Consider the following 24,686-nt stretch of genomic DNA (forward strand, 5'->3'; position numbering starts at 1 on the left):
CAACCTACCGCCAGCCTCCCAGGATTCCTGTAGCGCCATGCACGACCACGACCCGAACTGCCTGTTTTGCCGCATCACCAAAGGCGAGATCCCTTCCCGCAAGGTCTATGAGGACGAAGAAGTCTTCGCCTTCCACGACATCCATCCCGGCGCGCCCATCCACTTCCTGATGGTGCCCAAGAAGCACATCCCCTCCATGGCCCAGGTCCAGGCCGAGGACGCCCCGCTGCTGGGCCGCCTGATGGCGCTGGCGCCCCGCCTGGCCGCCGAGCAAGGCTGCAACCCGTATCCCGACGGCGGTTTCCGCCTGGTGGTCAACACCGGCACCGAGGGCGGACAGGAAGTCCACCATCTGCACATCCATGTCATGGGCGGCCCCCGCCCCTGGCTGAAGGGCTGAAGCCTTTGCTGGACGCAGGCTTGCGCGCAAGGTGGCCCGCCTCTTGCTTGCAACTTCTGCGTACATGTTCCGGCCGAACGGCTTTTGTGGGGCCTTGCGAACTGCCGCCATGGCCCGGCGTCTAAAATGATCTGCAATTCTTAGGAGAGATTCTCATGGGCTCGTTTTCCATCTGGCATTGGCTGATCGTCCTGGCCATCGTGGTTCTGGTGTTCGGCACCAAGAAGCTGAAGAACATCGGTTCCGACCTCGGCGGCGCCGTCAAGGGCTTCAAGGACGGCGTGAAGGACGGCTCGACCTCCACCGACACTCCCGCAGCCGCTCCCGGCCAGGTCGCCGGCCAGACGGCTGCCGACAAGACCACCATCGACGTCGAAGCCAAGCAAAAGAGCTGATGGCCCGCACGCCAAGCTTCCATGTTTGATATTGGCCTTTCCAAGATGGCGCTCATCGGTGCCGTGGCCCTCGTGGTCATCGGTCCCGAGAAGCTGCCGCGCGTGGCGCGTACCGTCGGCACCCTGCTGGGCAAGGCCCAGCGCTATGTCTCCGATGTGAAGGCCGAGGTCAACCGTTCGATGGAACTCGACGAGTTGCGCAAGATGAAGGACACCGTGGAGGGCGCGGCGCGTGACGTCGAGCAGTCCATCCACACTTCGGCCGCCAACTTCGAGAAGGACTGGAACGAGTCCACGGCAGCGCTCAACGGCACGTCTTCCTCGTACGACTCCTCTTCCTACGGCTCCGACAGCGATACGTACAGCGCCGTGGCGCCGGCCTACCGCCACCCGGGCAAGAACTGGCGCCTCAAGCGTGCCGCCGTGCCCCAGTGGTACAAGGCCCGCGCCGGTGTGCGCACCAAGGCGCAGTCGGGCGCGGCGCGCGTGGCGCGCTTTCGCCCCCAGAAGTCCCGCTGAAGATGCCGGCGCGCCGCGGGCCACGAGGCAACCAGCCCAGCCTCTGCCACCCGGGCACCCGCCATTGCCGAATCCTGCCCGATCCGTCGGGCTTTCTGCTTTTCACCCCAGGTCCGTGGATGCCCTTGCGGCCCGCCGCGGTTTCGCACCATGTCCGACATTCCACCTAAAGACGACGAGCTGGCAGGCACCGAGCAGCCTTTCGTCCAGCACCTGATGGAGCTGCGCGACCGCCTGCTCTATTGCATCTACGGCATCGGTCTGGCGATCGCCGTGCTGGCCGTGTGGCCCGGCCCCAACGGGCTGATCGACTTCATCGCCCACCCGATCAAGGCCCACATGCCGCCCGATGCCAAGCTCATCGCGGTGGGCGTGTTCACGCCCTTCTTCGTACCGCTCAAGGTGCTGATGATGGTGGGCGTGCTGGCCGTGCTGCCCTGGATCATGTACCAGATGTGGGCCTTTGTGGCACCCGGCCTGTACAGCCATGAAAAGCGCTTTGCGCTGCCGCTGATCATCTTCGGCAGCCTGCTGGCCTATATCGGCATCGCCTTCGTGCAGTTCTTCGTACTCGACAAGATGTTCGCCTTCATCCAGGGCTTCACCCCGGACAGCGTGGCGGCCACGCCGGACATCGCCTCGTATGTGGAGGCCATCCTGTCGCTGTACCTGGCCTTTGGCCTGGCCTTCCAGGTGCCCATCGTGGTCATGCTGCTGGTGCGCTTCGGCCTGGTGGACATCGCCAAGCTCAAGTCCTTCCGCGGCTATTTCATCGTGGTGGCCTTCATCATCGCCGCCGTGGTCACGCCGCCCGACGTGATCTCCCAGCTGGCCCTGGCCATTCCGATGTGCATTCTTTACGAGATCGGCATCCTGGGCGCCGGCTGGTTCAGCCGCGTCTCCAAGGCACCGGAAGAAGAAGCCGAACCCGGCACCGCAGTGGACAAGCCCGCAGAGGATAAACTCTCCCCCTGAGTCGCTTCGCGCCTTCCCCCAGAGGGGGACGACACCCTCGGTGCGGGGCGGCGCGGCCGGCCCAGGCCCTTCCTCGGTGTCCCTCGCTTTAGGGCGCGCCAGTTTCAAGGGCCTACGCTGAAACACGAGGAATCTGTAATAAAAAGCCCTTGGTTCATCACCAAGGGCTTTTTCTTTGTCTATGGCCAAGCCCCTTCCGGGGTTGGCATCTCACCGAGGCAGGTCGGACGCGCCCATCAAGAATTCATCGATGGAGCGAGCGGCCTGGCGGCCTTCGCGGATGGCCCAGACCACCAGGGACTGGCCGCGGCGCACGTCGCCGGCGGCGAAGAGCTTGGGCACGCTGGTGGCGTAGCCGCCCGTGAAGTCGGTGGTGGCCTTGGCGTTGCCGCGTGCGTCCTTGTCCACGCCAAAGGCGTCGAGCACGGCCTGCACGGGGCTGACGAAGCCCATGGCCAGCAGCACCAGGTCGGCCTTGAGCACCTGCTCGCTGCCGGGCACCTCGACCATCTTGCCGTCCTTCATTTCGATGCGCACGGTCTTGACGGCCGTGACCTGGCCCTTCTCGCCGATGAACTCCTTGGTGGCGATGGCGAACTCGCGCTCGCAGCCTTCCTCGTGGCTGGAGCTGGTGCGCAGCTTGATCGGCCAGTAGGGCCAGACCAGGGGCTTGTTCTCCTGCTCGGGCGGCATGGGCATCAGCTCGAACTGGGTCACGCTGACGGCGCCGTGGCGGTTGCTGGTGCCCACGCAGTCGGAGCCGGTGTCGCCGCCACCGATGACGATGACGTGCTTGCCATCGGCCCGCAGCTGGCCCTTGAGCTTGTCGCCCGCGTTGACCTTGTTTTGCTGCGGCAGGAACTCCATGGCGAAATGGATGCCCTTGAGTTCCCGGCCGGGCACGGGCAGGTCGCGCGACTGCTCGGCACCGCCGGTCAGCAGCACGGCGTCGAACTCGGCCATGAGCTGCTCGGGGCTGACGGTTTCCTTGGCCCAGTTGGTGACCTTGGAGTCTTCGCCCAGGCCGTCCTTGCCCGCCACCAGCACGCCGGTACGGATCTTGACGCCTTCGGCCACGAGCTGCTCGACGCGGCGGTCGATGTGCGACTTCTCCATCTTGAAGTCGGGAATGCCGTAGCGCAGCAGGCCGCCCACGCGGTCGTTCTTCTCGAACAGCGTGACATCGTGGCCGGCGCGCGCCAGTTGCTGCGATGCGGCCAGGCCTGCGGGGCCTGCGCCGACCACGGCGACCTTCTTGCCGGTCTTGCGGCTGCTGGGCAGGGGCTTGACCCAGCCTTCGGCCCAGGCACGGTCGATGATGGCGTGCTCGATGGACTTGATGCCCACGGCGTCGTCGTTGATGTTCAGGGTGCAGGCGGCCTCGCAGGGCGCGGGGCAGATGCGGCCGGTGAACTCCGGGAAGTTGTTGGTGCTGTGCAGCACGGCGCTGGCGCTCTTCCAGCCGCCGTGGAAGACCAGGTCGTTGAAGTCCGGAATGATGTTGTTGACCGGGCAGCCGCTGTTGCAGAACGGCGTGCCGCAGTCCATGCAGCGCGCGCCCTGGATCTTGGCCTGGCTGTCATCGAGGCCGATGACGAATTCCTTGTAGTGCTTCACGCGCTCGACGACGGGCGCGTAGCCCTCCTCAAGGCGCTCATATTCCATGAAGCCGGTGGTCTTTCCCATGATTCGTTGTCCTGATGTGTGGGGTGCAGGGATGGGTGCGGGCCGCTGCCCGCATCCTTCGCTTCCTTGTTATTTGGCGGCCACGGCTTCCTTGGCGTGTTCCTCGACCTCGGGCGTGGCGGGCTCTTCCATCACCTGGCGCTCGTACATCTCGGACAGGGCGCGCTTGTACTCGCTGGGGAAGACCTTGACGAACTTGGAACGGGCCGCAGCCCAGTTGTCCAGCAGGTCGCGGGCACGCTTGGAGCCGGTCCAGCGGCTGTGCGCCTCGATCAGTGCGCGCAGCTGGCGTTCGTCGGTTTCGCGGCGGTGCCAGACGGCGGGCGAGACCTGGGCCAGGTGCTCGTCGTGGGGCAGCACCTGGTCCAGCGAGACGGACGCCTTGTTGCAGCGCTCGGCGAAGCGGCCATCCTCGTCATACACATAGGCCACGCCGCCGCTCATGCCGGCCGCGAAGTTGCGGCCCGTCTTGCCCAGCACCACCACGGTGCCGCCGGTCATGTATTCGCAGCCGTGGTCGCCCACGCCTTCGACCACGGCCGTGGCGCCCGACAGGCGGACCGCGAAACGCTCGCCGGCCACGCCGCCGAAGAAGGCCTCGCCGCTGGTGGCGCCGAACATCACGGTGTTGCCGACGATGGTGTTGGTCGTCGTGTCGCCACGGAATTCATGGCTGGCATGCACCACCACGCGGCCGCCGGACAGGCCCTTGCCCGTGTAGTCGTTGGCATCGCCGCGCAGGTTCAGCGTGATGCCGTTGCACAGGAAGGCGCCGAAGGACTGGCCGCCCGTTCCCTCGAAGTGGATGCGGATGGTGTCATCCGGCAGGCCTTCGGGATGCACGCGCGTCACGGCACCGGAGAGCATGGCGCCCACGGAGCGGTTCACGTTGCGCGCCACTTCCATGATGCGCACGCGCTCGCCGTTCTCGATGGCGGGCTTGCAGCGCTCGATGAGCTTCACGTCCAGCGCCTTGTCCAGCAGGTGGTCCTGCTTTTCGACATGGAAGCGCGCCACGTCGGCGGGCACTTCGGGCTGGGCGAACAGGCGCGAGAAGTCCAGGCCCTGGGCCTTCCAGTGCTGCAGGCCCTTGCGGGTGTCCAGCAGGTCGGCACGGCCGATCAGGTCGTCGAACTTGGCCACGCCCAGCTGGGCCATGATCTGGCGTACTTCCTCGGCGATGAAGAAGAAGTAGTTCACCACATGCTCGGGCTTGCCCGAGAACTTGGCGCGCAGCACCGGGTCCTGCGTGGCCACGCCCACGGGGCAGGTGTTCAGGTGGCACTTGCGCATCATGATGCAGCCCTCGACGACCAGGGGCGCCGTGGCGAAGCCGAACTCGTCGGCGCCCAGCAGCGCGCCGATGACGACGTCGCGGCCGGTCTTCATCTGGCCGTCGGCCTGAACGCGGATACGGCCGCGCAGGCGGTTGAGCACCAGGGTCTGCTGGGTCTCGGCCAGGCCGATTTCCCAGGGCGAGCCCGCATGCTTGATGGACGACCAGGGCGATGCGCCCGTGCCGCCGTCGTGCCCCGCGATCACCACGTGGTCGCTCTTGCACTTGGCCACGCCGGCCGCGATGGTGCCCACGCCCACTTCGGACACGAGCTTGACCGAGATGTCGGCATGCGGTGCCACGTTCTTCAGGTCGTGGATCAGCTGGGCCAGATCCTCGATGGAGTAGATGTCGTGGTGGGGCGGAGGCGAGATCAGGCCGACGCCGGGCACGGAGTGGCGCAGCTTGCCGATGTAGTCGGACACCTTGCCGCCGGGCAGCTGGCCGCCTTCGCCGGGCTTGGCGCCCTGGGCCATCTTGATCTGCACCTGGTCCGAGGACGACAGGTACTCGGCCGTGACGCCGAAGCGGCCCGAGGCCACCTGCTTGATCCTGGAGCGCAGCGAGTCGCCGTCCTGCAGCTCGATGTCGGCCTCGACCTTGTCGGCGCCGATGATGGAGCCCAGGGTCTCGCCCTTCTTGATCGGGATGCCCTTGAGCTCGTTGCGGTAGCGCTGGGGATCTTCCCCGCCTTCGCCGGTGTTGCTCTTGCCGCCGATGCGGTTCATGGCCACGGCCAGCGTGGCATGGGCCTCGGTGCTGATCGAGCCCAGGGACATGGCGCCCGTGGCAAAGCGCTTGACGATGTCCTTGGCCGATTCGACCTGGTCCAGCGCAATGGCCTTGGCCGGGTCGAACTTGAACTCGAACAGGCCGCGCAGCGTCATGTGGCGCTTGCTCTGGTCGTTGATCAGCTGGGCGTATTCCTTGTACGTGCTCCAGTTGTTGGAGCGCGTGGAATGCTGCAGCTTGGCGATGGCGTCGGGCGACCACATGTGCTCTTCGCCACGGGCGCGCCAGGCGTATTCGCCGCCGGCGTCCAGCATGGTCTCCAGCACGGGATCGTCACCGAAGGCCGCGCGGTGGTTGCGGATGGTTTCCTCGGCGATCTCGAAGACGCCGATGCCCTCGACGCGGCTGGCCGTGCCGGTGAAGTACTTGTCCACGGTGTCGCTGTTCAGGCCGATCACCTCGAACAGCTGGGCGCCGCAATAGGACATGTAGGTGGACACGCCCATCTTGGACATGATCTTGGACAGGCCCTTGCCGATGGCCTTGACGTAGTTGTAGATGGCCTTGTCGGCCGACAGGTCGCCGCCCAGCTCCTTGTGCATGTCGGCCAGGGTTTCCATGGCCAGGTAGGGATGCACGGCCTCGGCGCCGTAGCCCGCCAGCACGGCGAAGTGGTGCACTTCGCGCGCCGTGCCCGTTTCCACGACCAGGCCGGCCGTGGTGCGCAGGCCCTCGCGCACCAGGTGCTGGTGGATGGCCGACAGCGCCAGCAGCGCGGGGATGGCCACCTGGGTGGCGCTCACATGGCGGTCGCTGATGATCAGGATGTTGGCGCCGCCCTTGATGGCGTCCACGGCCTGCGCGCACAGCGATGCCAGCTTGGCTTCCACGCCCTGCTTGCCCCAGGACAGCGGGTAGGTGATGTCGATCGTTGCGCTCTTGAACTTGCCCTGCGTGTGGCGTTCGATGTCGCGCAGCTTGGCCATGTCGGCGAAGTCCAGCACGGGCTGGTGCACTTCGAGGCGCATGGGCGGGTTGACCTGGTTGATGTCCAGCAGGTTGGGCTTGGGTCCGATGAAGGACACCAGCGACATCACGATGGCTTCGCGGATGGGGTCGATCGGCGGGTTGGTCACCTGCGCGAACATCTGGCGGAAGTAGTTGTACAGCGGCTTGTTCTTGTCCGACAGCACGGCCAGCGGGCTGTCGTTGCCCATGGAGCCGATGCCTTCCTCGCCGTTCTTGGCCATGGGGGCCAGCAGGAACTTGATGTCTTCCTGCGTGAAGCCGAAGGCCTGCTGGCGTTCGAGCAGCGGCAGGCTGGCGGCCTCGGGGCCGGCATGGGTGTCACCGCCCACGCTGCCCAGCTTGATGCGCAGGTTCTCGATCCACTGCTTGTAGGGCTTGGTGTTGACGATGTTGGCCTTGAGCTCGTCGTCCTCGATCAGGCGGCCCTGCTCCAGGTCGATCAGCAGCATCTTGCCGGGCTGCAGGCGCCACTTGCGCACGATGGAGCTGTCGGGCACGGGCAGCACGCCGGCCTCGGAAGCCAGGATGACCAGGTCGTCGTCGGTGATCACGTAGCGCGAGGGGCGCAGGCCGTTGCGGTCCAGCGTGGCGCCGATCTGGCGGCCGTCGGTGAACACGATGGAGGCCGGGCCGTCCCAGGGCTCCATCATGGCGGCGTGGTATTCATAGAAGGCGCGGCGGCGCTCGTCCATGGACTCGTGCTGCTCCCAGGGCTCGGGAATCATCATCATCACGGCCTGGCTGATGGGGTAGCCGGCCATGGTCAGCAGTTCCAGGCAGTTGTCGAACGTTGCCGTGTCGGACTGGCCAGCGAAGCTGATGGGATAGAGCTTCTTGAGGTCCTCGGCCAGCACGGGCGAGGCCATCACGCCTTCGCGCGCCAGCATCCAGTTGTAGTTGCCGCGCACGGTGTTGATTTCACCGTTGTGGGCCACGTAGCGGTAGGGGTGGGCCAGCGGCCACTCGGGGAAGGTGTTGGTCGAGAAGCGCTGGTGCACCAGGCCGATGGCCGAGACGCAGCGCTCGTCGGACAGGTCGTTGTAGTACACGCCCACCTGGTCGGCCAGCAGCAGGCCCTTGTAGACCACGGTGCGGCTGCTCATGCTGGGAACGTAGTATTCCTTGCTGTGCTTGAGCTTGAGGTTCTGGATGGCGGCGCTGGCCGTCTTGCGGATCACGTACAGCTTGCGCTCGAGCGCATCCTGCACGATCACGTCGGCGCCGCGGCCGATGAAGACCTGGCGCAGGATGGGTTCCTTTTCCTGGACCGTGGGCGACATGGGCATGTCGCGGTTCACGGGCACATCGCGCCAGCCCAGCAGGACCTGGCCTTCGGCCTTGATGGCGCGTTCCATCTCCTGCTCGCAGGCCAGGCGCGAGGCATGCTCCTTGGGCAGGAAGATCATGCCCACGCCGTACTCGCCCGCCGGCGGCAGGGCCACGCCCTGCTTTGCCATTTCTTCGCGGTAGAGCTGGTCGGGAATCTGGATCAGAATGCCCGCGCCATCGCCCATGAGCTTGTCGGCGCCCACGGCGCCGCGATGGTCGATGTTTTCGAGGATCTTGAGCGCGCCGGTGACGATGTCATGGCGCTTGACGCCCTTGATATGCGCAACAAAGCCGAGGCCGCAGGCGTCGTGCTCGTTGCTCTTGGAGTACAGACCGTGGTCTTGGAGATGCTTGATCTCGGCAGCCGTCGTCATGGCGGAATCCTCAAATTTTTCGCAGGGAACGCAAGATTAAGGCAAGGCATCACCTCATGCAATAAATTTATATAAGGGTCAGATCCCAATTAATTCCATAACAAAAAAATCGGAAATTAATAAGGGACACATTTATTTCACAAAGACCTGCAGTGAGGAATCAAGCACTTGCAGGCTATCAGTGGGTACTAACGCACTGTTGTGGTGCGCTCATTGGTCCGTCCGGGCGGACGGCCGGCGCGCTGGCGGGTCACACGGCGCTCGGTGCGCTGTTGTAAATCGGCAATGAATTGCTCATCGCCCAGCGCCCAGCCCCGCAGCGCCGACTGGCTGATGCGCTCGGCGTCGTCGGCGCCAACCCCCTCTTCCACGGCTTCCACATAGGCTGCATCCCGCGCAAACGGGGTGTTGCCCAGCTCCCAGAACACGGCATGCGGCTGGATCAGCGCGTCGCTGCGCAGGCCGGCGTTGTGCGCGTAGCTGGACCAGGGCCAGTCGGCCGGCCGCTGGACCAGGCCGGCGCGCACGGGGCTGTCGTCCATGAAGACCATGGTGGGCAGCAGCCAGCTGGGCTGCAGCACCGTGCCGCGATAGCGGCCTTCCCACAGCGTGCCGCTGCGGCCGTGTCGGTCGTTGAAGTAGCGCACATAGCGCCGGCCCACAGCCTGCATGAACTTGGGCAGGCCATCGCCGGTGCGGGGCGTGGCCAGCAGGTGGAACTGGCTGGGCAGCAGCACGTAGGCATGCACGGCCACCTCGCAGCTGCGCGCCATCTCGCGCAGCAGCCCCAGCATGGTTTCCCGGTCCTGGGCATCGATGAAGATATCCCCGCCGTTGTTGCCGAGCTGGATGATGTGGTGCGGCAGATCCGCAAGAGTGAGTCGGGGCAGGCGGGCCATGGTGCGAGTGCGGGGCGTGGATCGGCAATTATGGAGCGCTGCGCCGCCCGCCGCCCTACAGGGAAAGCCGCGATGAGGCCCTGAGCAATTGGCTCACCAGCTGCGTGGCGGCCAGCAGCCGGGGCAGCAGTTGCCCGCGCATCATCTCGGCGCTGTTGCGGTTGGCCTGGCCGCTGATGTTGAGCGCGGCCACGGTGCGCCCGGCTGCGTTCTTCACGGGAGCCGCGATGGAGATCAGGCCTTCGGCCAGTTCCTGGTCCACCAGGGCCCAGCCCTGGGCGCGCACCTCCAGAATGCGCTGGCGCAGGCGGTCATCATCCTGCTCGGTCAGGGCCGTGAACTGCCGGCGCTCGCGCGCATCCAGCAGGGCCTGCAGGGATTCATCGCTCTCGCCGGCCAGCAGCACGCGCCCCATCGAGGTCCAGCAGGCCGGCAGGCGCGAGCCCACGCCGAGGTTGGTGCTCATGATCTTGTGGGTGTGCACGCGCAGCACATAGACGATGTCGCCCCCATCGAGCACGGCGGCCGAGCAGGACTCCTTGACCTCGTCGACCAGGTTTTCCATCACGGGCTCGGCCAGGTTCCAGACCGGGGTGGAGCTGAGGTAGGCAAAGCCCAGTTCCATGATGCGCGGCGTGAGCTGGAACAGCTTGCCGTCGCTCTTCACATAGCCCAGCGTCTGCAGCGTCAGCAGGATGCGCCGGGCGCCCGCGCGCGTGAGCCCCGTGCGCGACGCCACCTCGCTGAGCGTCTGCGCGGGCGCCTCGGCACTGAACGAGCGGATCACGCCCAGGCCGCGCGCGAAGGACTGCACATAGCTGTCGCCGGGGCGCGGCGTGCCGCCCTCTTCTTCAACCCCACCTGTGGAAATTACGGAAGCGGCATTTTTTTCCATGGCTCTATAATTCTTTCTGCGAACTTTTGTTCTACATACGAACATTTTAGCGCAGCGCCAGCGGCCTGCATACCGGAGACAAGCAAGTGATCAACAAAATCACCGATACCATCGCCGAGGCGTTGTCGGGCGTCCAGGACGGCTCCACCGTGCTGATCGGGGGCTTCGGCACCTCGGGCAATCCCACCGAACTCATCGACGGCCTGATCGCCCAGGGCGCACGCGAGCTGACCGTGGTCAACAACAACGCGGGCAACGGCGACCAGGGCCTGGCCGCCCTGCTCAAGAGCGGCCAGGTGCGCAAGATCATCTGCAGCTTCCCCCGCCAGGTGGACAGCTGGGTGTTCGACGACCTGTACCGCAGCGGCAAGATCGAGCTGGAACTCGTGCCCCAGGGCAACCTGGCCGAGCGCCTGCGCGCCGCCGGCGCCGGCATCGGCGGCTTCTTCTGCCCCACGGCCTATGGCACGGAGCTGGCCAACGGCAAGGAAACGCGCGAGATCAACGGCAAGCACTATGTGCTGGAGCATCCCATCCACGGCGACGTGGCACTGGTCAAGGCCGAGAAGGGCGACCGCTGGGGCAACCTCACCTACCGCATGTCGGCCCGCAACTTCGGCCCCGTGATGGCCACGGCGGCCAAGCACACGATCGCCACCGTGCACGAGATCGTGGAGCTGGGTGCGCTGGACCCCGAGGCCGTGGTCACGCCCGGCATCTACGTGAGCCAGATCGTGAAGATCGACCGCGTGGCCACCCAGGCCGGCGGCTTCAAGAAAACCGCATGAGCGCCCCAACCGCCGAAAGCAAGAGCATGAGCAGCTACCAGAAACGCAGCAAGCAAGAGCTGGCCCGGCGCGTGGCCGAAGACATCTTCGACGGCGCCTATGTCAACCTGGGCATCGGCATGCCCACCCAGGTGGCCAACCACATCCCCGCCGGCCGCGAGGTCATCCTGCAAAGCGAGAACGGCATCCTGGGCATGGGCCCGGCGCCCGCCGAAGGCCAGGAGGACTATGACCTGACCAATGCCGGCAAGCAGCCCGTCACCCTGCTGCCGGGCGGCTGCTACTTCCACCATGCCGACAGCTTCGCCATGATGCGCGGCGGCCACCTGGACATCTGCGTGCTGGGCGCCTTCCAGGTCTCGGCCACGGGCGACCTGGCCAACTGGAGCACGGGCGAGGCCGGTGCCATTCCCGCCGTGGGCGGCGCCATGGACCTGGCCGTGGGTGCACGCCAGACCTGGGTGATGATGGACCTGCTGACCAAGACCGGCGAATGCAAGGTCGTCGAGGCCTGCAGCTACCCGCTCACGGGCCTGTCCTGCGTCAAGCGCATCTACACCGACCTGTGCACGCTGGAATGCACGCCCGAGGGCCTGCGCCTGATCGACACCGTGCCCGGCCTCTCGCACGCCGAGCTGCAGTCCATCGTGGGCCTGCCCATCAAGGACGCGACGGCCACGGCCTGATATCCCTCAGCTCCCCCTCAGCGGGTGCGCTGCGGCGCACCCCGGCACCTCTTCATTCTTTTTCCAGGAGACACCATGAGCCAGTCCAACCAGGCCTTCATCTGCGACGCCATCCGCACCCCCTTCGGCCGCTACGGCGGCGCCCTGTCCCCGGTGCGTGCCGATGACCTCGGCGCCGTGCCGATCAAGGCGCTGATGGAGCGCAACCCCGGCGTGGACTGGACGGCCGTGGCCGACGTGCTCTACGGCTGCGCCAACCAGGCCGGCGAAGACAACCGCAACGTGGCGCGCATGTCCGCCCTGCTGGCCGGCCTGCCCATCGATGTGCCGGGCGCCACCATCAACCGGCTGTGCGGCTCGGGCCTGGACGCCGTGGGCACGGCCGCGCGCGCTATCAAGGCGGGTGAGGCCCGCCTGATGATCGCGGGCGGCGTGGAAAGCATGAGCCGTGCGCCCTTCGTCATGCCCAAGGCAGAAAGCGCCTTCAGCCGCAGCAACGCCGTCTATGACACCACCATCGGCTGGCGCTTCGTCAACAAGCTGATGAAGCAGCAGTACGGCGTGGACTCCATGCCCGAGACGGCAGAGAACGTGGCCGACGACTTCAAGATCGAGCGCGAAGCCCAGGACCGCATGGCCCTGGCCAGCCAGCAAAAGGCCGCCGCCGCCATCGCGGCCGGCTACCTGGCCAAGGAAATCGTGTCCGTGTCCATTGCCCAGAAGAAGGGCGACGCCATCGTGGTGAGCCAGGACGAGCATCCGCGCGCCACCACCATCGAGGCGCTGGCCAAGCTCAAGGGCGTGGTGCGCCCGGATGGCACGGTGACGGCCGGCAATGCCAGCGGCGTGAACGATGGCGCCTGCGCCCTGCTGCTGGCCAACGAGGAAGCCGCCAGGCAATACAACTTGGTGCCGCGCGCCCGCGTGGTCGGCATGGCCGTGGCCGGCGTGGCCCCGCGCATCATGGGCTTCGGCCCCGCGCCCGCCGTGCGCAAGGTGCTGGCCCTGACCGGCCTGACGCTGGAGCAGATGGACGTGATCGAGCTGAACGAAGCCTTTGCCGCACAGGGCCTGGCCGTGCTGCGCGATCTGGGCATTGCCGACGACGACCGCCGCGTCAACCAATGGGGCGGCGCCATTGCGCTGGGCCATCCGCTGGGCGCATCGGGCGCGCGCCTGGCCACCACCGCCGTGAACCAGCTGCACACGCTGGGCGGCCGCTACGCGCTGTGCACCATGTGCATCGGCGTGGGCCAGGGCATTGCCGTGATCCTGGAAAAGGTCTGAGACTGCGATGAGCACCGTGGATAACAAGACACCCGTCACCGTGGTCAGCGGCGCCAGCAACGGCATCGGCCGCGCCATCGCCGAGGCACTGCTGGCCCAGGGCCGCGCCGTGGTCAACCTCGACTACGTGCTGCCCGATTGGAGCCACCCTCTGCTGGTGAGCTACCAGGCCGACCTGACCAGCGAGCAGGCCACCGCCGAGGCGGCGGCCCGCATTGCCGCCGCGCACAACGTGGTGGCCCTGGTCAACAACGCGGGCGCCACGCGCCCCGGCACCATCGACAATGCCAGCACCCAGCATCTGGACGACGTGGTGGGACTGCACCTGCGCGCGCCCATGCTGCTGGTGCAGGCCTTCCTGCCCACGCTGCGTGCCTGCGGCGAGGGGCGCATCGTGAACATGTCCTCGCGCGCCGCGCTGGGCAAGCCCGACCGCATCGTCTACTCGGCGACCAAGGCCGGCCTGATCGGCCTGACGCGCACCCTGGCCATGGAACTGGGCCGCGACCGCATCACGGTCAACGCCCTGGGTCCCGGCCCCATCGCCACCGAGCTGTTCACCAAGAGCAACCCCGAAGGCGCGCCGCAGACCCAGCGCATCCTCAATAGCATTGCCGTGGGCCGCATGGGCACACCGGAAGACGTGGCCCGTGCCGCGCTGTTCTTCCTGTCGCCCGACAACGGCTTCGTCACCGGCCAGGTGCTCTACATCTGCGGCGGCACCACGCTGGGCGTGGCGCCCGTCTGACCACCCGTCTGACCGACCGCCTTTCCAGGCACAACACCCTTCAAGAAGAACCACTGGAAGCGCCCGCTTGCACAGGCGGGCGCCACACAGGGCCTTGCCCTGGCCCAGCCCGGCGTTGCCGGGCTGGGCCATCCACCCTATTGCCGAATCAGGAGACCTCTCGATGTCCGATCAAACCACCCACTTCACCCGCCGCCGTGGCCTGCAGGCGCTGGCCGCCGCATCCCTGACCGCGCTCGGCGCCCTGACCGGCACCGCCGCCCTGGCCCAGGACGGCTTCCCCAGCAAGCCCATCACCATCCTCGTGCCCTTCGCCGCTGGCGGCACCACCGACATCCTGGCGCGCATCGTCGCCCAGGCGCTGCAGCAGGAACTGGGCCAGACCGTGATCGTGGACAACAAGCCCGGCGCTGGCGGCAACATCGGCGCCGTGGCCGCCGCGCGTGCACCGGCCGACGGCTACACGCTGTTCATGGGCACCGTGGGCACGCATGCCATCAATGCCGCGCTCTACGCCAAGCCCGGCTTCGACCCCATCAAGGACTTCTCGCCCCTGACGCGCGTGGCCAACGTGCCCAACCTGCTGGTGGCCCACCCCAGCCAGCCGTTCAAGACCGTCAAGGAAATGATCGCCTACGCGCGCGCCAATCCCGGCAAGCTGAACTACGGCTCCTCGGGCAGCGGCAGCTCCATCCACCTGTCGGGCGAGCTGTTCCGCTCCATGACGGGCCTGGACATGGTGCACGTGCCCTACAAGGGCAGCGCCCCGGCCATCACCGACCTGCTGGGCAACCAGATCGCCATCATGTTCGACAACATGCCCTCGGCCATCCAGCACGTGCGCTCGGGCAAGCTGCGTCCCATCGCCGTGACCACGGCCAAGCGCTCGCCCGAACTGCCCGATGTGCCCACCGTGGCCGAAGCCGGCGTGCCCGGCTACGAGGCCACTTCGTGGTTCGGCCTGTGGACCCAGGCCAAGACACCCGCTGCCGTGCAGCAGCGCCTGTACACGGCCATTGCCAAGGTGCTCAAGGACCCGGCCGTGGTCAAGAAGATCAACGACCAGGGCGGCGATGTCGTGATCGACACGCCGGCCGAGTTCCTCACCTATATCAAGGCCGAGTCCGCCAAGTGGAGCAAGGTCGTCAAGGACTCCGGGGCGCAAGTCTGACCTTCGTTTCCGTATAAAAGAGCTGCTGCGTGCAGCTCTTTTTCATTGGAGCACCGACCTATTGCTAAGCACCGCCCACATCGCACGAACGAGCGCGGCCCAACTCAGGGGCACCGAGGAAGGGCCTACGCCGGCCGCGCCGCCCCGCACCGAGGGTGTCGTCCCCCTTCAGGGGCGCCGTGCAACGGGGAAAGGCGCGAAGCGACTCAGGGGGTAATCATTTCAATCCAGCAGATCGGAGTAGTCACCCTTGTCGTAGCCTTCGATGGCCTTCCAGGGCTGGGCCAGCGGGGCGGGCAGCTTGCTGGCGGTGACCACGATGCGCTCGGTGCCGTGGGAGTCGCTGCGCTCCACGCGGCGGGCGAACTGGTTGGCCACGTCCCAGTCGATGACGGTGGTTTGTTCGCCTGCCGTGCCGCGGTAGCGCTGCACGCCGTTGTGCGGCTTGCCCACGCGTTCCATGCCTTGCAGCGCGGTGGGCGGCACGATCCAGTAGACGTTGTCGAAGGAGCCGCCGTAGCCGACGTTGCCGTGGTGAGCCAGGTCCACGCTGATGACGCGGCGCAGCTTGGCCAGGATGACTTCCACGCCCACCTTGCCGTCATCGGCGCGGCGGATGGACAGGGGTGCGGCGCGGGCCTCGTCATGGGCGTGGCCGGCGTGCGGGCCGTGGGCATGGTCGTGGCCGTGGTCCTGGCTCTGGCGCAGGGCGGCGGGCATTTCGCGCTCTATCCACAGCTGGGCCTTGCGGCGGTAGACACGGTTGGTATAGACGCTGCTGCGCTGCACGCCATCGCTGCCCACGCTCATGGCTTCGTAGGTGATGCGCAGGTCGGCCTCGGGCGTGGCCTGCACGGCGGCCGTGGTGCGCGCCACGGAATCAGCAGGGACTGCGGCCGTGGGTACGGGTGCCGCCGCCTTGGCCGGCTCGGCGGCCCATGCTGCGGAGACGGAACAGGCCAGCAGCGCGGCCGCGTAGATGTGGCGCGCCGCGCGCGGCGCCGGAAGGGAAAGCGTCATGGAATCCAGCCAATGCGAAAAAACCGGGGCCGGGCACACGCATGTGCCACGGCTCCGGCCAGGGGTTGGCAAGCAGCCAACGAAGGAAGAAACAATTACAGGCCAGCGGCTTCGCGGACCTTGGAGAACACCTTGGTGTTGTCCATCGTGCCCTTGAAGATCTTGGCGCCCGCGCCGCCGGCGAACAGCATCACGTCGCCGCCGCCATGGGTCTCGGAGCCCGGCGTGCCCAGGTTCAGGCCGACTTCCTGCAGGTAGTTGTCGTCCGTGGTGTCCACGGCCGTCACGTCGTCGCGCGAGGCGCCGCGCGTGGGAGCGATCCAGGGCTTGTTGCCATCTTCGGCATTGACCTGGCTGGAGGCCGTGGCGTTGGGACGTCCGCCATTGCCGAAGGCCAGCGTGGTGTAGGGCTTGCCGTCCTGGGCCTTGGCCATCTGGCCGGTCTGGTAGTCCTGCACCTTGCCCAGGATCGGGTTGCCGATCTTGGAGTAGCCGTTGAACACCATGTTGTGGTCGTGATCGGCCGTGACGACGATCAGCGTGTTCTTCAGGCCCGGGTCCTTCTTTTCCATGTAGGCCATGGCGGTCTCGATGGCGCGGTCGAAGGCCAGCGTGTCTTCCAGCGCGCGCTTGGCATTGGTGCCGTGCAGTGCGTGGTCGATGCGTCCGCCTTCCACCATCAGGAAGAAGCCCTTGTCATTGCGGCTGAGCACGTCCAGCGCCTTGCCGGTCATGTCGGCCAGGCTGGGCTCGTCCAGCTTTTGCTTGACACGGTCCAGCTCGTAGGCCATTTCGCTTTGCGTGAACAGGCCCAGCAGCTTGGGGGCCTTGGTCGCGTCCAGAGCCGACAGCTCGCTGCCCTTGGCGACATAGGCGTAGCCCTTGGCCTTCATCATGTCCACGAGGTTGGCCGTGTCCGTGCGCTTGCTGCTGGGGTTGACCGACTTGGGCAGGTAGTTGCGCTGGCCGCCGCCCATGAGCACGTCGATGCCGTCGCCCAGCCTGGCGTTGTAGTTGGCATGGCCGGGCACGGACTGCTCGGCAATGCTGTTGTAGCCATTGCGGTTGCAGATGTGGGCGTAGGTGGCCGCAGGCGTCGCATGGCCCACGCGCGTGGTGGAGATGGCGCCCACGGCACGGCCCTTGGCCTTGGACAACTCCAGCAGGGTCTGCGCGGGCTGGCCGTTGCCGGCCGGGCAGGTGGTGTCCTCGCCGTTGATGTATTGCTGGCCGTTGGCCGCGTAGGCCATGGTCTCGGCCGACATGGAGATGACTTCGTTGTTCATCTTCACGCCGGTCATGTAGGCCGCCATCGAAGGCGCGCTGTCCGTGGTCTGGCCATCGCGCGAGAAGGTCTTGACGCGGCTGGCGTAAGGCAGGGACTGCATGGTCAGCGTGGCGCGCTCGCTGCTGGTCAGTGCCGTGGGATTGGCAGCCAGCTGCTTCTCACCCTTGTAGATGCGCGCGGCGGTCACGGTGACCGGACCCATGCCGTCGCCGAGGAAGAAGATGACGTTCTTGGCCTCGCCAGCCGCATGGGCGGCAGGTGCCAGCAGCGCCAGCGCGCCGGCCGCAGCCAGGGCGAGGGAGGTCTTTTGGAGGATCGGATGCATGTGGAATTCCTTGAGTGCCTTGAATGCAGCGTGCGGCATCACAAGCCGATGCTCTTCTTGATCAGGTTGAACACGGCCGTGTTGTCGATCACGCCCGAGAACGTATCGGCACCCATGCCTTGCGCGCCCAGGAACACGTCGCCGCCGCCGTGGGTTTCGGAGGCCAGGGGCACCACGGCCTCCTGCAGGTAGTCGGGGCTTTCCAGCGAGGCAGCGTCGATGGGACCCCGCGTGGCCAAGCGCTTGGGACCGTTGCCGAAGCCCAGGATGGTGTAGGGATTGCCGTCCACATCGGTGGAGGCCTTGCCGTCCACGTAGTTCTTGACCAGGCCCAGCACGCCGGGCTTGCCGGCCTCGGTCTTGCCGGTGCGCGCGGCATAGCCGTTCAGGTGCAGCGTGTGGTCATGGTCGGCGGTGACGACGATCAGCGTGTTCTTCAGGCCCGGATCGAGCTTGGCCATCTTGTCCAGCGCGGTCTGGATGGCGTTGTCGAAGGCCACGGTGTCCTGCAGCGCGCGGCGCGCGTTGGTGGCGTGCAGCGCATGGTCGATGCGGCCGCCTTCCACCATCAGGAAGAAGCCCTTCTTCTTGGCCGACAGCGCGTCGATGGCCTTGCCCGTCATCTCGGCCAGGCTCGGTTCCTTGGTCGCATCGCGGTCCAGGTCATAGGCCATGTGGTCCTTGGTGAACAGGCCGGCGATCTTGCTGCCGTCCACGGGCAGCTTGTCGAACTCGCTCTTGTTGGCGGCGTAGCTGTACTTCTGCGTCTTGAACTCGGCGATCAGGTTGCGGCTGTCGTTGCGGCGGCCGCCGTCGGCCTTGGGCGTGAAGTAGTAGGAGCCGCCACCCAGGATCACGTCCACGCCGTCACCGAGCTTGCTGTTGTAGCCGGAGCCGCCGGGCACCAGGGCCGCGGCAATGGTGTTCTCCGCATCGCGGTGGCAGACGTGCGAATAGGTGGTTGCCGGCGTGGCATGCGTGATGCGCGCGGTGGAGACCACGCCCGTGCCGTAGCCGGCGGACTTCATCTGCTCGAGCAGCGTGGGAACGGCCTGGCCGTTGCCGCTGGGGCAGGTGCTGTCGTAGTTGGTGTGATAGGCCTTGCCCGCAGCGTCCGTGGCCTTGGTGTCGGGCGTCATGGAGATGACTTCGTTGTTCATCTTCACGCCGGTCATGTAGGCGGCCATCGAGGGCGCGCTGTCCGTCACCTGGGCGTCGTTCGAGAAGGTGTGGACAAAGGCCGTCTCGGGCAGCTTGTCCATGGTCAGCTCACCGTCTTCGCCCACGCTGTAGATGCGTGCGGCGGTCATGGTGGTGATGCCCATGCCATCGCCCAGGAAGAACAGCACGTTCTTGGTCGGAGCGGCTGCGGACGAACCGTCGCTGCCGCCACAGGCGCTCAACAGCAGCGAGGCACCAGCCAGCGCGCTGCACAACATCTTCAATTTCATGCGGATATCCCTCTGTAGGCAGGGGACCCCGCAGCACGGCCGCGCCCTCCCCCTGTTGATTGACCCGTGCACTGTAGGAGCGACCTGTGACGAGCCCGTGACAGCAAGGCAGCAGCGGCAGGCGTATCGTTGCGGGGATGCGCTGCCAGCCGGGGAGCCCCCGGCCACCCCCGCGACTGAACAAGGAACCCCATGGACCAGAAAGCCCAAGCCCCGAACGCCTCGCACGCCACGGATGCGCCGCCCAAGCCGGTGCTCGACTACCCGTTCGAGGCGCCACCGCAGCGCGGGCAGACGCTGGAGGTCGCACCCGGCGTGCTCTGGATACGCATGCCCCTGCCCTATGCGCTGGATCACATCAATCTCTGGGCCATCGATGACGGCGAGGGCTGGGCCATCGTCGATACCGGTGCGCGCACCGACGAAGGCGTGGCCACCTGGCGCGCGCTGTTCTCCCAATCCACCGATGGCCGCTCGCTGACGCGCGTGCTGGTCACCCACATGCACCCCGACCATGTGGGCCTGGCCGGCTGGCTGACGCGCAAGTTCCATGTGCCGCTGTACATGACGCGCCTGGAATATCTGAACTGCCGCGTCGTGGTCTCGGACTGCAGCCGCGAGGCGCCGCCCGACGCCATCGCCTTCTACCGCCGCGCAGGCTGGAGCGACAGCGCGCTGGAGTCCTACCGCGCCCGCTTCGGCAACTTCGGCAAGCACATCCACGCCCTGCCCGACAGCTACCGCCGCCTGCACGACGGCGAGGAACTGCGCATAGGAAAGCACCTGTGGCGCGTGGTGGTCGGCAGCGGCCACTCGCCCGAGCACGCCAGCCTCTACTGCCCCGATCTCAAGCTGCTGATCTCGGGCGACCAGGTGCTGCCGCGCATCTCGTCCAACGTCTCGGTCCATGCCATGGAGCCCGACGCCAACCCCATGGCCGACTGGATGGATTCTCTGGAAAAGGTCAGGCGCGAAGTGCCCGACGATGTGCTCGTCCTGCCCGCGCATGGCGATTGCTTTCGCGGACTGCATGCACGGATCGATTCACTGGCCGCAGGCCAGGAACGCGCCAACGCCCGCTTGCTGGCCGCACTGGCCGAACCGCGTCGCGCCGTCGATGTCTTCGGCGCCCTGTTCTCACGCCCGATCAGCGAATCCAGCCCCGCCCTGCTGGGCATGGCCACGGGCGAAAGCCTGGCCTGCCTCAACCACCTGATGCATGCAGGGCAGGTGGAGCGCAGCATCGATGCCGATGGCATCGCCTGGTACCACGCCGTGGCGGGGGCCTGAGACTGCTGCAGGCAGCCGGCTCAGGCTGCCTGCAGCAGCGGATAGCGCTGTGCCATCGCATCCTGCAGGCCGAACTCCGCCAGGATGGCGCGCATGCGCTCGACCGCACTGCGCTTTTTCTGCCCCGTGTAACGCGCAATGATCAGCTCGTTCTTCATGCTGTGCTCCCAGCCCACCAGCTCGGTCACGGTGACCTGGTAGCCGCAGGCTTCCAGGTACAGGCAGCGCAGCACATTGGTGAGCTGGCTGCCCATTTCGCGCGTGTGTATGGGATGGCGCCACAGTTCTGCCAGCGGCGTGCGCGTCAGGCTCAGCGCCTTGGTCTGGCGCAGGCAGGCAGCGACCTCGGCCTGGCAGCAGGGCACCAGCACCATGGCCTTGGCCTTTTTCTCCAGGCCGAAGGCGATGGCATCGTCGGTGGCGGTGTCGCAGGCGTGCAGGGCCGTGACCACGTCGAATTGCGCAGGCATGAAGTCGGCATGCGTGGATTCGGCCACCGACATGTTCAGGAAGCCCATGCGCTCGAAGCCCAGCTCGGCAGCCAGCTTCTGCGAAGCGTCCACCAGCGGCGCGCGCGTTTCTATGCCGTAGATGTGGCCGCGCCCCAGCGGCTTGAAATACAGGTCGTAGAGGATGAAGCCCAGATAGGACTTGCCGGCGCCGTGGTCGGCCAGGGTGACTGCATGGTCGTCGGCCGACAGTTCTTCGAGGATGGGGGCGATGAACTGGTACAGGTGGTAGACCTGCTTGAGCTTGCGCCGCGAGTCCTGGTTGATCTTGCCTTCGCGCGTGAGGATGTGCAGCGCCTTGAGCAGTTCGATGGACTGGCCGGGCTTGAGGCCCAGTTGCTCGGTCACATCCTGCTCGGGTTTCGCGGCAGGCTTGCCTTGGCGCGCCTTCATTCGGCTGCGCCCGGCTTGGCTGCATGCGCCACGGGGCAGCGCGCGCCCACGCCCATGTCCAGCCAGCCTTCGATGCCGATCTTCTCCAGCGTCTCCATGTTGCGCTCGTAGATGGACTCCGCCTCGGGGAACGCTTCGACCGCCTTGTCTATGCTGTCCTCGCGCAGCAGGTGCAGCGTGGGATAGGGCGAGCGGTTGGTGCAGTTGGTGACGTCGTCGGCTTCGGTGCCCTCGAACTGGAACTGCGGGTGGAACGAGGCCACCTGCAGGATGCCTCCCAGGTCCAGCTCCTCGACCATGGCGTCGGCCACTTCGAGGAAGTCGTTGAAATCCAGGAACTCCTGCAGCGCATGGGGCAGGATCAGCAGCGTGGTGTCGCGCTTCTCGGGCGAGGCCTCGGCCAGCGCCTCCAGCTCGCGGTGCAGGTCCGCCGCCACGCCCTCGGCGTCGGTGGCCTGGCTGACCGTGTAGTGGATCTGGCCCTTGATGTGCACGCCCTTGGCGAAGGGGCACAGGTTCAGGCCGATCACGGCCTTTTCGAGCCAGTGCACCGTATCCTCGATCACGGTGACAGGCGGAAACTCGGCCGCGCGAATCTCGTGGTTGGTATCGGTCATGGCTGTGCCCTTCAAAAATGCGAACGGGGGCAATGCGCCCCCAGACATTGCGAAACCGTCCAGGAACCCTTCCCTGCCCTGTCACGCAGGGTCCGCATTCTAGCCGCGCCGCCCGGGCGATGCCGGTGCTCGGATTTCTCAGCCCAGCAGGCGCAGGCCTGTCAGCAGCTCATGCTCCCGGGCCGCGTAGCGATCCGTCATCCCGGCGATGAAGTCGGCCACCACCCGCGCACGCGCCGATACGTCCTCGGCCAGCATGGCCCGCTGCACAAAGCGCGGCTTCATGCGATCGGGCTCCACCATGTAGGCCGCAAACAGCTCGGCCACCACCTGCTGCGCGCCGTCCATGGTCTTCATCACCTGCTCATGGCGATAGAGATTGCGGAACAGGAACTGCTTGAGCTGCAGCGACTGCTGCCTCATGGTATCGCTGAAGCCCACCAGGGGGCCAGCCTGTGCGCGCACCTCATCGACCGAACAGGGCCGCGCCTGAGCAATGCGTTGCTGCGTGGCGGCGATCACGTCATAGACCTGGTCGCTGAGCATGCGGCGGATGCTTTCGTACAGCAGGCGCCGCTCGGCCAGGGGCATGCCCAACTGAGGATGCTCGGCCAGCGTTGCGTCGTGATAGCGCGCGAACAGGGGAACGGCCTCGCACAGCTGGGCCATGGTGATCAGGCCGGAGCGCACGCCATCGTCGACGTCATGGGCGTTGTAGGCAATGGCATCGGCCAGATTGCACAGCTGGGCCTCCAGCGAAGGCTGCCGGCCCAGCAAAAAGCGCTGGGCCACACCGCCGGGCTCCCGCGCTTCCATGTGCTCGGCATTGGTGCGCGAGCAGTGCTTGAGAATGCCCTCACGCGTCTCGAAGCTCAGGTTGAGCCCGTCAAAGGCCGGATAGCGCTCCTCCAGCCGGTCCACCACGCGCAGGCTTTGCAGGTTGTGCTCGAAGCCGCCATGCGGCTGCATGCAGGCATTGAGTGCGTCCTGGCCCGCATGGCCGAAGGGGGTGTGGCCCAGGTCGTGGGCCAGGCAGATGGCTTCGACCAGATCCTCGTCGAGCTGCAGGGACCGGGCGACCGAGCGGCCCAGTTGGGCCACCTCCAGCGAATGCGTCAGCCGTGTGCGGAAAAGGTCGCCTTCATGGTTGACGAAGACCTGGGTCTTGTAGACCAGCCGCCGAAAGGCCGAGGAATGGACGATGCGGTCCCGGTCGCGCTGGTAATCGCTGCGCGTGGGCGCAGGCGCCTCCGGGAAACGCCGCCCCCGGCTGAACGCCGGGTTGCAGGCATAGGGGGCCAGGGCCTGTTTCTGCATTCGATCGCCTCATCATGCTGACAAGGGCACTCTAGCAGTTCCGGCTTGCCCCCAGCGCCGCGCGTCAGGCGCAGCAGGCGTCTATGACTTCGCGCACCAAGGCATCGGGTGCCGAGCGCATGACGGCCTTTCCTGGCCCGTCGATGAGAACGAAGCGGATCTCGCCCGCCTCGGACTTCTTGTCCACGCGCATCAGCTCCAGATAGCGGCCAGCGTTGTCACGCGCATCCAGCACGGCGCCGCGCACGGGCAGGCCCGCACGTTCGATCAGCACGCGCAGCCTTTGCACAAAGGCGGCATCCACCAGGCCAAGGCGCTGCGACAGCTCGGCCGCCATGACCATGCCGGCGCCCACGCCTTCGCCGTGCAGCCAGTTGCCGTAGCCCATGCCGGCTTCAATCGCATGCCCGAAGGTGTGGCCGAAATTGAGAATGGCGCGCAGCCCAGCCTCTTTCTCGTCCTGCCCCACGACCCAGGCCTTGATCTCCACGCTGCGCTTGATCGCGTGTGCCAGTGCAGTGCGGTCGCGGGCGAGCAAGGCATCCATGTTCTCCTCCAGCCAGGCCAGGAAGTCCATGTCGGCGATGGGCCCGTACTTGATGACCTCGGCCAGGCCGGCGCTCAGCTCGCGCACGGGCAGCGTGTCCAGCGAGGCCAGGTCGCAAACCACCAGCTGCGGCTGGTAGAAGGCGCCGATCATGTTCTTGCCCAGCGGATGGTTGATGGCGGTCTTGCCGCCCACCGACGAATCCACCTGCGACAGCAGCGTGGTGGGCACCTGCACGAATGGCACGCCGCGCATGTAGCTCGCGGCGGCAAAGCCCGTCATGTCGCCGATGACGCCACCGCCCAGCGCGAACAGCACGGTCTTGCGGTCGCAGCCGCCGGACAGCAGGTCGTCAAAGATCAGGTTCAGCGTCTGCCAGTCCTTGTGGGCCTCGCCATCGGGCAGCACCACGGTACGCACGCTGCGGTAGCGTTGTTCCAGCACGCGACGCAGTGCGGGCTCATAGAGCGGTGCGACCACATCATTGCTGACGATCACGGCCTGGGCCGCAGAAGGCAGGGCGGCATAGGTCGCGGCCTGGTCCAGCAGGCCGGTGCCGATGGTGATCGGATAGGAACGGTCACCCAGGTCGATGGTCACGACCTGGGCGGCTGGCAAGGAGGAAGCGGTGGGCAAGATGGTGTCGCTCCAAGGCAGAAAGAGTGAAAGGAATTGCGCGA

21 protein-coding genes are annotated in these 24,686 nt (G+C 66.5%); 10 read left to right on the forward strand and 11 right to left on the reverse strand.

Translation table 11 applies throughout. The features are described 5' to 3' along the window. The first annotated feature begins 37 nt into the window (after positions 1-37). The 4 genes from DA1_RS09285 to tatC all read left to right on the forward strand — a co-directional run bounded on the left by DA1_RS09285 (position 38) and on the right by tatC (position 2,289). Positions 38-400, forward strand: coding sequence for a histidine triad nucleotide-binding protein (locus DA1_RS09285; protein WP_034396985.1), 363 nt, complete (start codon positions 38-40; stop codon positions 398-400). 155 nt (positions 401-555) lie between these two features. Continuing rightward, positions 556-795, forward strand: coding sequence for a Sec-independent protein translocase subunit TatA (gene tatA, locus DA1_RS09290; RefSeq protein WP_013800780.1), 240 nt, complete (start codon positions 556-558; stop codon positions 793-795). A gap of 21 nt (positions 796-816) precedes the next feature. Further along, complete coding sequence (gene tatB / locus DA1_RS09295) at positions 817-1,314, forward strand: Sec-independent protein translocase protein TatB (RefSeq protein WP_016450990.1); 498 nt, start codon at positions 817-819, stop codon at positions 1,312-1,314. Positions 1,315-1,464: 150 nt separating this feature from the next. Beyond that, positions 1,465-2,289 (forward strand): twin-arginine translocase subunit TatC, encoded by an 825-nt coding sequence (gene tatC / locus DA1_RS09300; RefSeq protein ID WP_034396987.1) that lies wholly within the window; start codon positions 1,465-1,467, stop codon positions 2,287-2,289. A 210-nt stretch (positions 2,290-2,499) separates the two neighbouring features. Here the strand turns inward: tatC and DA1_RS09305 are convergent, their stop codons facing one another. The 4 genes from DA1_RS09305 to DA1_RS09320 all read right to left on the reverse strand — a co-directional run bounded on the left by DA1_RS09305 (position 2,500) and on the right by DA1_RS09320 (position 10,569). Beyond that, on the reverse strand, positions 2,500-3,975 hold the full coding sequence (locus DA1_RS09305) for a glutamate synthase subunit beta (RefSeq protein ID WP_034396989.1): 1,476 nt from the start codon (positions 3,973-3,975) through the stop codon (positions 2,500-2,502). Positions 3,976-4,044: 69 nt separating this feature from the next. After that, complete coding sequence (locus DA1_RS09310) at positions 4,045-8,775, reverse strand: glutamate synthase-related protein (protein WP_013800777.1); 4,731 nt, start codon at positions 8,773-8,775, stop codon at positions 4,045-4,047. Between the two features lie 188 nt (positions 8,776-8,963). After that, positions 8,964-9,674: a transposase gene (locus tag DA1_RS09315; RefSeq protein WP_034396991.1), complete on the reverse strand. Its 711-nt coding sequence runs from the start codon at positions 9,672-9,674 to the stop codon at positions 8,964-8,966. 55 nt (positions 9,675-9,729) lie between these two features. Continuing rightward, the gene (locus DA1_RS09320; RefSeq protein ID WP_034396993.1) at positions 9,730-10,569 is read right to left on the reverse strand and encodes an IclR family transcriptional regulator domain-containing protein; all 840 of its coding nucleotides are present in this window, start codon (positions 10,567-10,569) and stop codon (positions 9,730-9,732) included. Between the two features lie 86 nt (positions 10,570-10,655). On the opposite strand from DA1_RS09320, the gene DA1_RS09325 reads away from it, so the two are divergent. The 5 genes from DA1_RS09325 to DA1_RS09345 all read left to right on the forward strand — a co-directional run bounded on the left by DA1_RS09325 (position 10,656) and on the right by DA1_RS09345 (position 15,249). Then, entirely contained in the window at positions 10,656-11,357 is a 702-nt protein-coding gene (locus DA1_RS09325; RefSeq protein ID WP_012207359.1) for a 3-oxoacid CoA-transferase subunit A, read from the forward strand. A gap of 26 nt (positions 11,358-11,383) precedes the next feature. Continuing rightward, entirely contained in the window at positions 11,384-12,043 is a 660-nt protein-coding gene (locus tag DA1_RS09330) for a 3-oxoacid CoA-transferase subunit B (protein ID WP_026062883.1), read from the forward strand. 75 nt (positions 12,044-12,118) lie between these two features. Continuing rightward, positions 12,119-13,330: a 3-oxoadipyl-CoA thiolase gene (gene pcaF / locus DA1_RS09335; RefSeq protein ID WP_012207361.1), complete on the forward strand. Its 1,212-nt coding sequence runs from the start codon at positions 12,119-12,121 to the stop codon at positions 13,328-13,330. Positions 13,331-13,337: 7 nt separating this feature from the next. Continuing rightward, positions 13,338-14,078 carry an SDR family NAD(P)-dependent oxidoreductase gene (locus DA1_RS09340; RefSeq protein WP_016450985.1) on the forward strand — a complete coding sequence of 247 codons (741 nt, stop codon included), beginning with the start codon at positions 13,338-13,340 and terminating at the stop codon, positions 14,076-14,078. A 163-nt stretch (positions 14,079-14,241) separates the two neighbouring features. After that, positions 14,242-15,249 (forward strand): Bug family tripartite tricarboxylate transporter substrate binding protein, encoded by a 1,008-nt coding sequence (locus DA1_RS09345; RefSeq protein WP_034396996.1) that lies wholly within the window; start codon positions 14,242-14,244, stop codon positions 15,247-15,249. 222 nt (positions 15,250-15,471) lie between these two features. Here the strand turns inward: DA1_RS09345 and DA1_RS09350 are convergent, their stop codons facing one another. The 3 genes from DA1_RS09350 to DA1_RS09360 form a co-directional block, all read right to left on the reverse strand. Then, on the reverse strand, positions 15,472-16,269 hold the full coding sequence (locus DA1_RS09350; RefSeq protein ID WP_034396997.1) for a hypothetical protein: 798 nt from the start codon (positions 16,267-16,269) through the stop codon (positions 15,472-15,474). Between the two features lie 95 nt (positions 16,270-16,364). Further along, on the reverse strand, positions 16,365-17,882 hold the full coding sequence (locus DA1_RS09355; RefSeq protein ID WP_034398945.1) for an alkaline phosphatase: 1,518 nt from the start codon (positions 17,880-17,882) through the stop codon (positions 16,365-16,367). A gap of 38 nt (positions 17,883-17,920) precedes the next feature. Continuing rightward, positions 17,921-19,333, reverse strand: coding sequence for an alkaline phosphatase (locus tag DA1_RS09360; protein WP_016450982.1), 1,413 nt, complete (start codon positions 19,331-19,333; stop codon positions 17,921-17,923). A gap of 192 nt (positions 19,334-19,525) precedes the next feature. On the opposite strand from DA1_RS09360, the gene DA1_RS09365 reads away from it, so the two are divergent. Beyond that, positions 19,526-20,623 (forward strand): MBL fold metallo-hydrolase, encoded by a 1,098-nt coding sequence (locus DA1_RS09365; protein WP_034396998.1) that lies wholly within the window; start codon positions 19,526-19,528, stop codon positions 20,621-20,623. A gap of 20 nt (positions 20,624-20,643) precedes the next feature. Here the strand turns inward: DA1_RS09365 and DA1_RS09370 are convergent, their stop codons facing one another. From DA1_RS09370 to aroB, 4 genes are all read right to left on the reverse strand, one after another. Continuing rightward, positions 20,644-21,525 carry a class I SAM-dependent methyltransferase gene (locus DA1_RS09370; protein ID WP_034396999.1) on the reverse strand — a complete coding sequence of 294 codons (882 nt, stop codon included), beginning with the start codon at positions 21,523-21,525 and terminating at the stop codon, positions 20,644-20,646. Further along, positions 21,522-22,142, reverse strand: a complete 621-nt coding sequence (locus DA1_RS09375; protein WP_012207370.1) for a DUF1415 domain-containing protein — start codon at positions 22,140-22,142, stop codon at positions 21,522-21,524. Before DA1_RS09375 ends, DA1_RS09370 begins: the two co-directional genes overlap by 4 nt. 138 nt (positions 22,143-22,280) lie before the next feature. Beyond that, on the reverse strand, positions 22,281-23,459 hold the full coding sequence (locus DA1_RS09380; protein WP_034397000.1) for a deoxyguanosinetriphosphate triphosphohydrolase: 1,179 nt from the start codon (positions 23,457-23,459) through the stop codon (positions 22,281-22,283). 64 nt (positions 23,460-23,523) lie between these two features. Continuing rightward, complete coding sequence (gene aroB / locus DA1_RS09385; protein WP_034397001.1) at positions 23,524-24,642, reverse strand: 3-dehydroquinate synthase; 1,119 nt, start codon at positions 24,640-24,642, stop codon at positions 23,524-23,526. Positions 24,643-24,686: the final 44 nt, after the last annotated feature.

This window comes from Delftia acidovorans NBRC 14950 (assembly GCF_001598795.1).
Taxonomy (GTDB): Bacteria; Pseudomonadota; Gammaproteobacteria; order Burkholderiales; family Burkholderiaceae_C; genus Comamonas; species Comamonas acidovorans.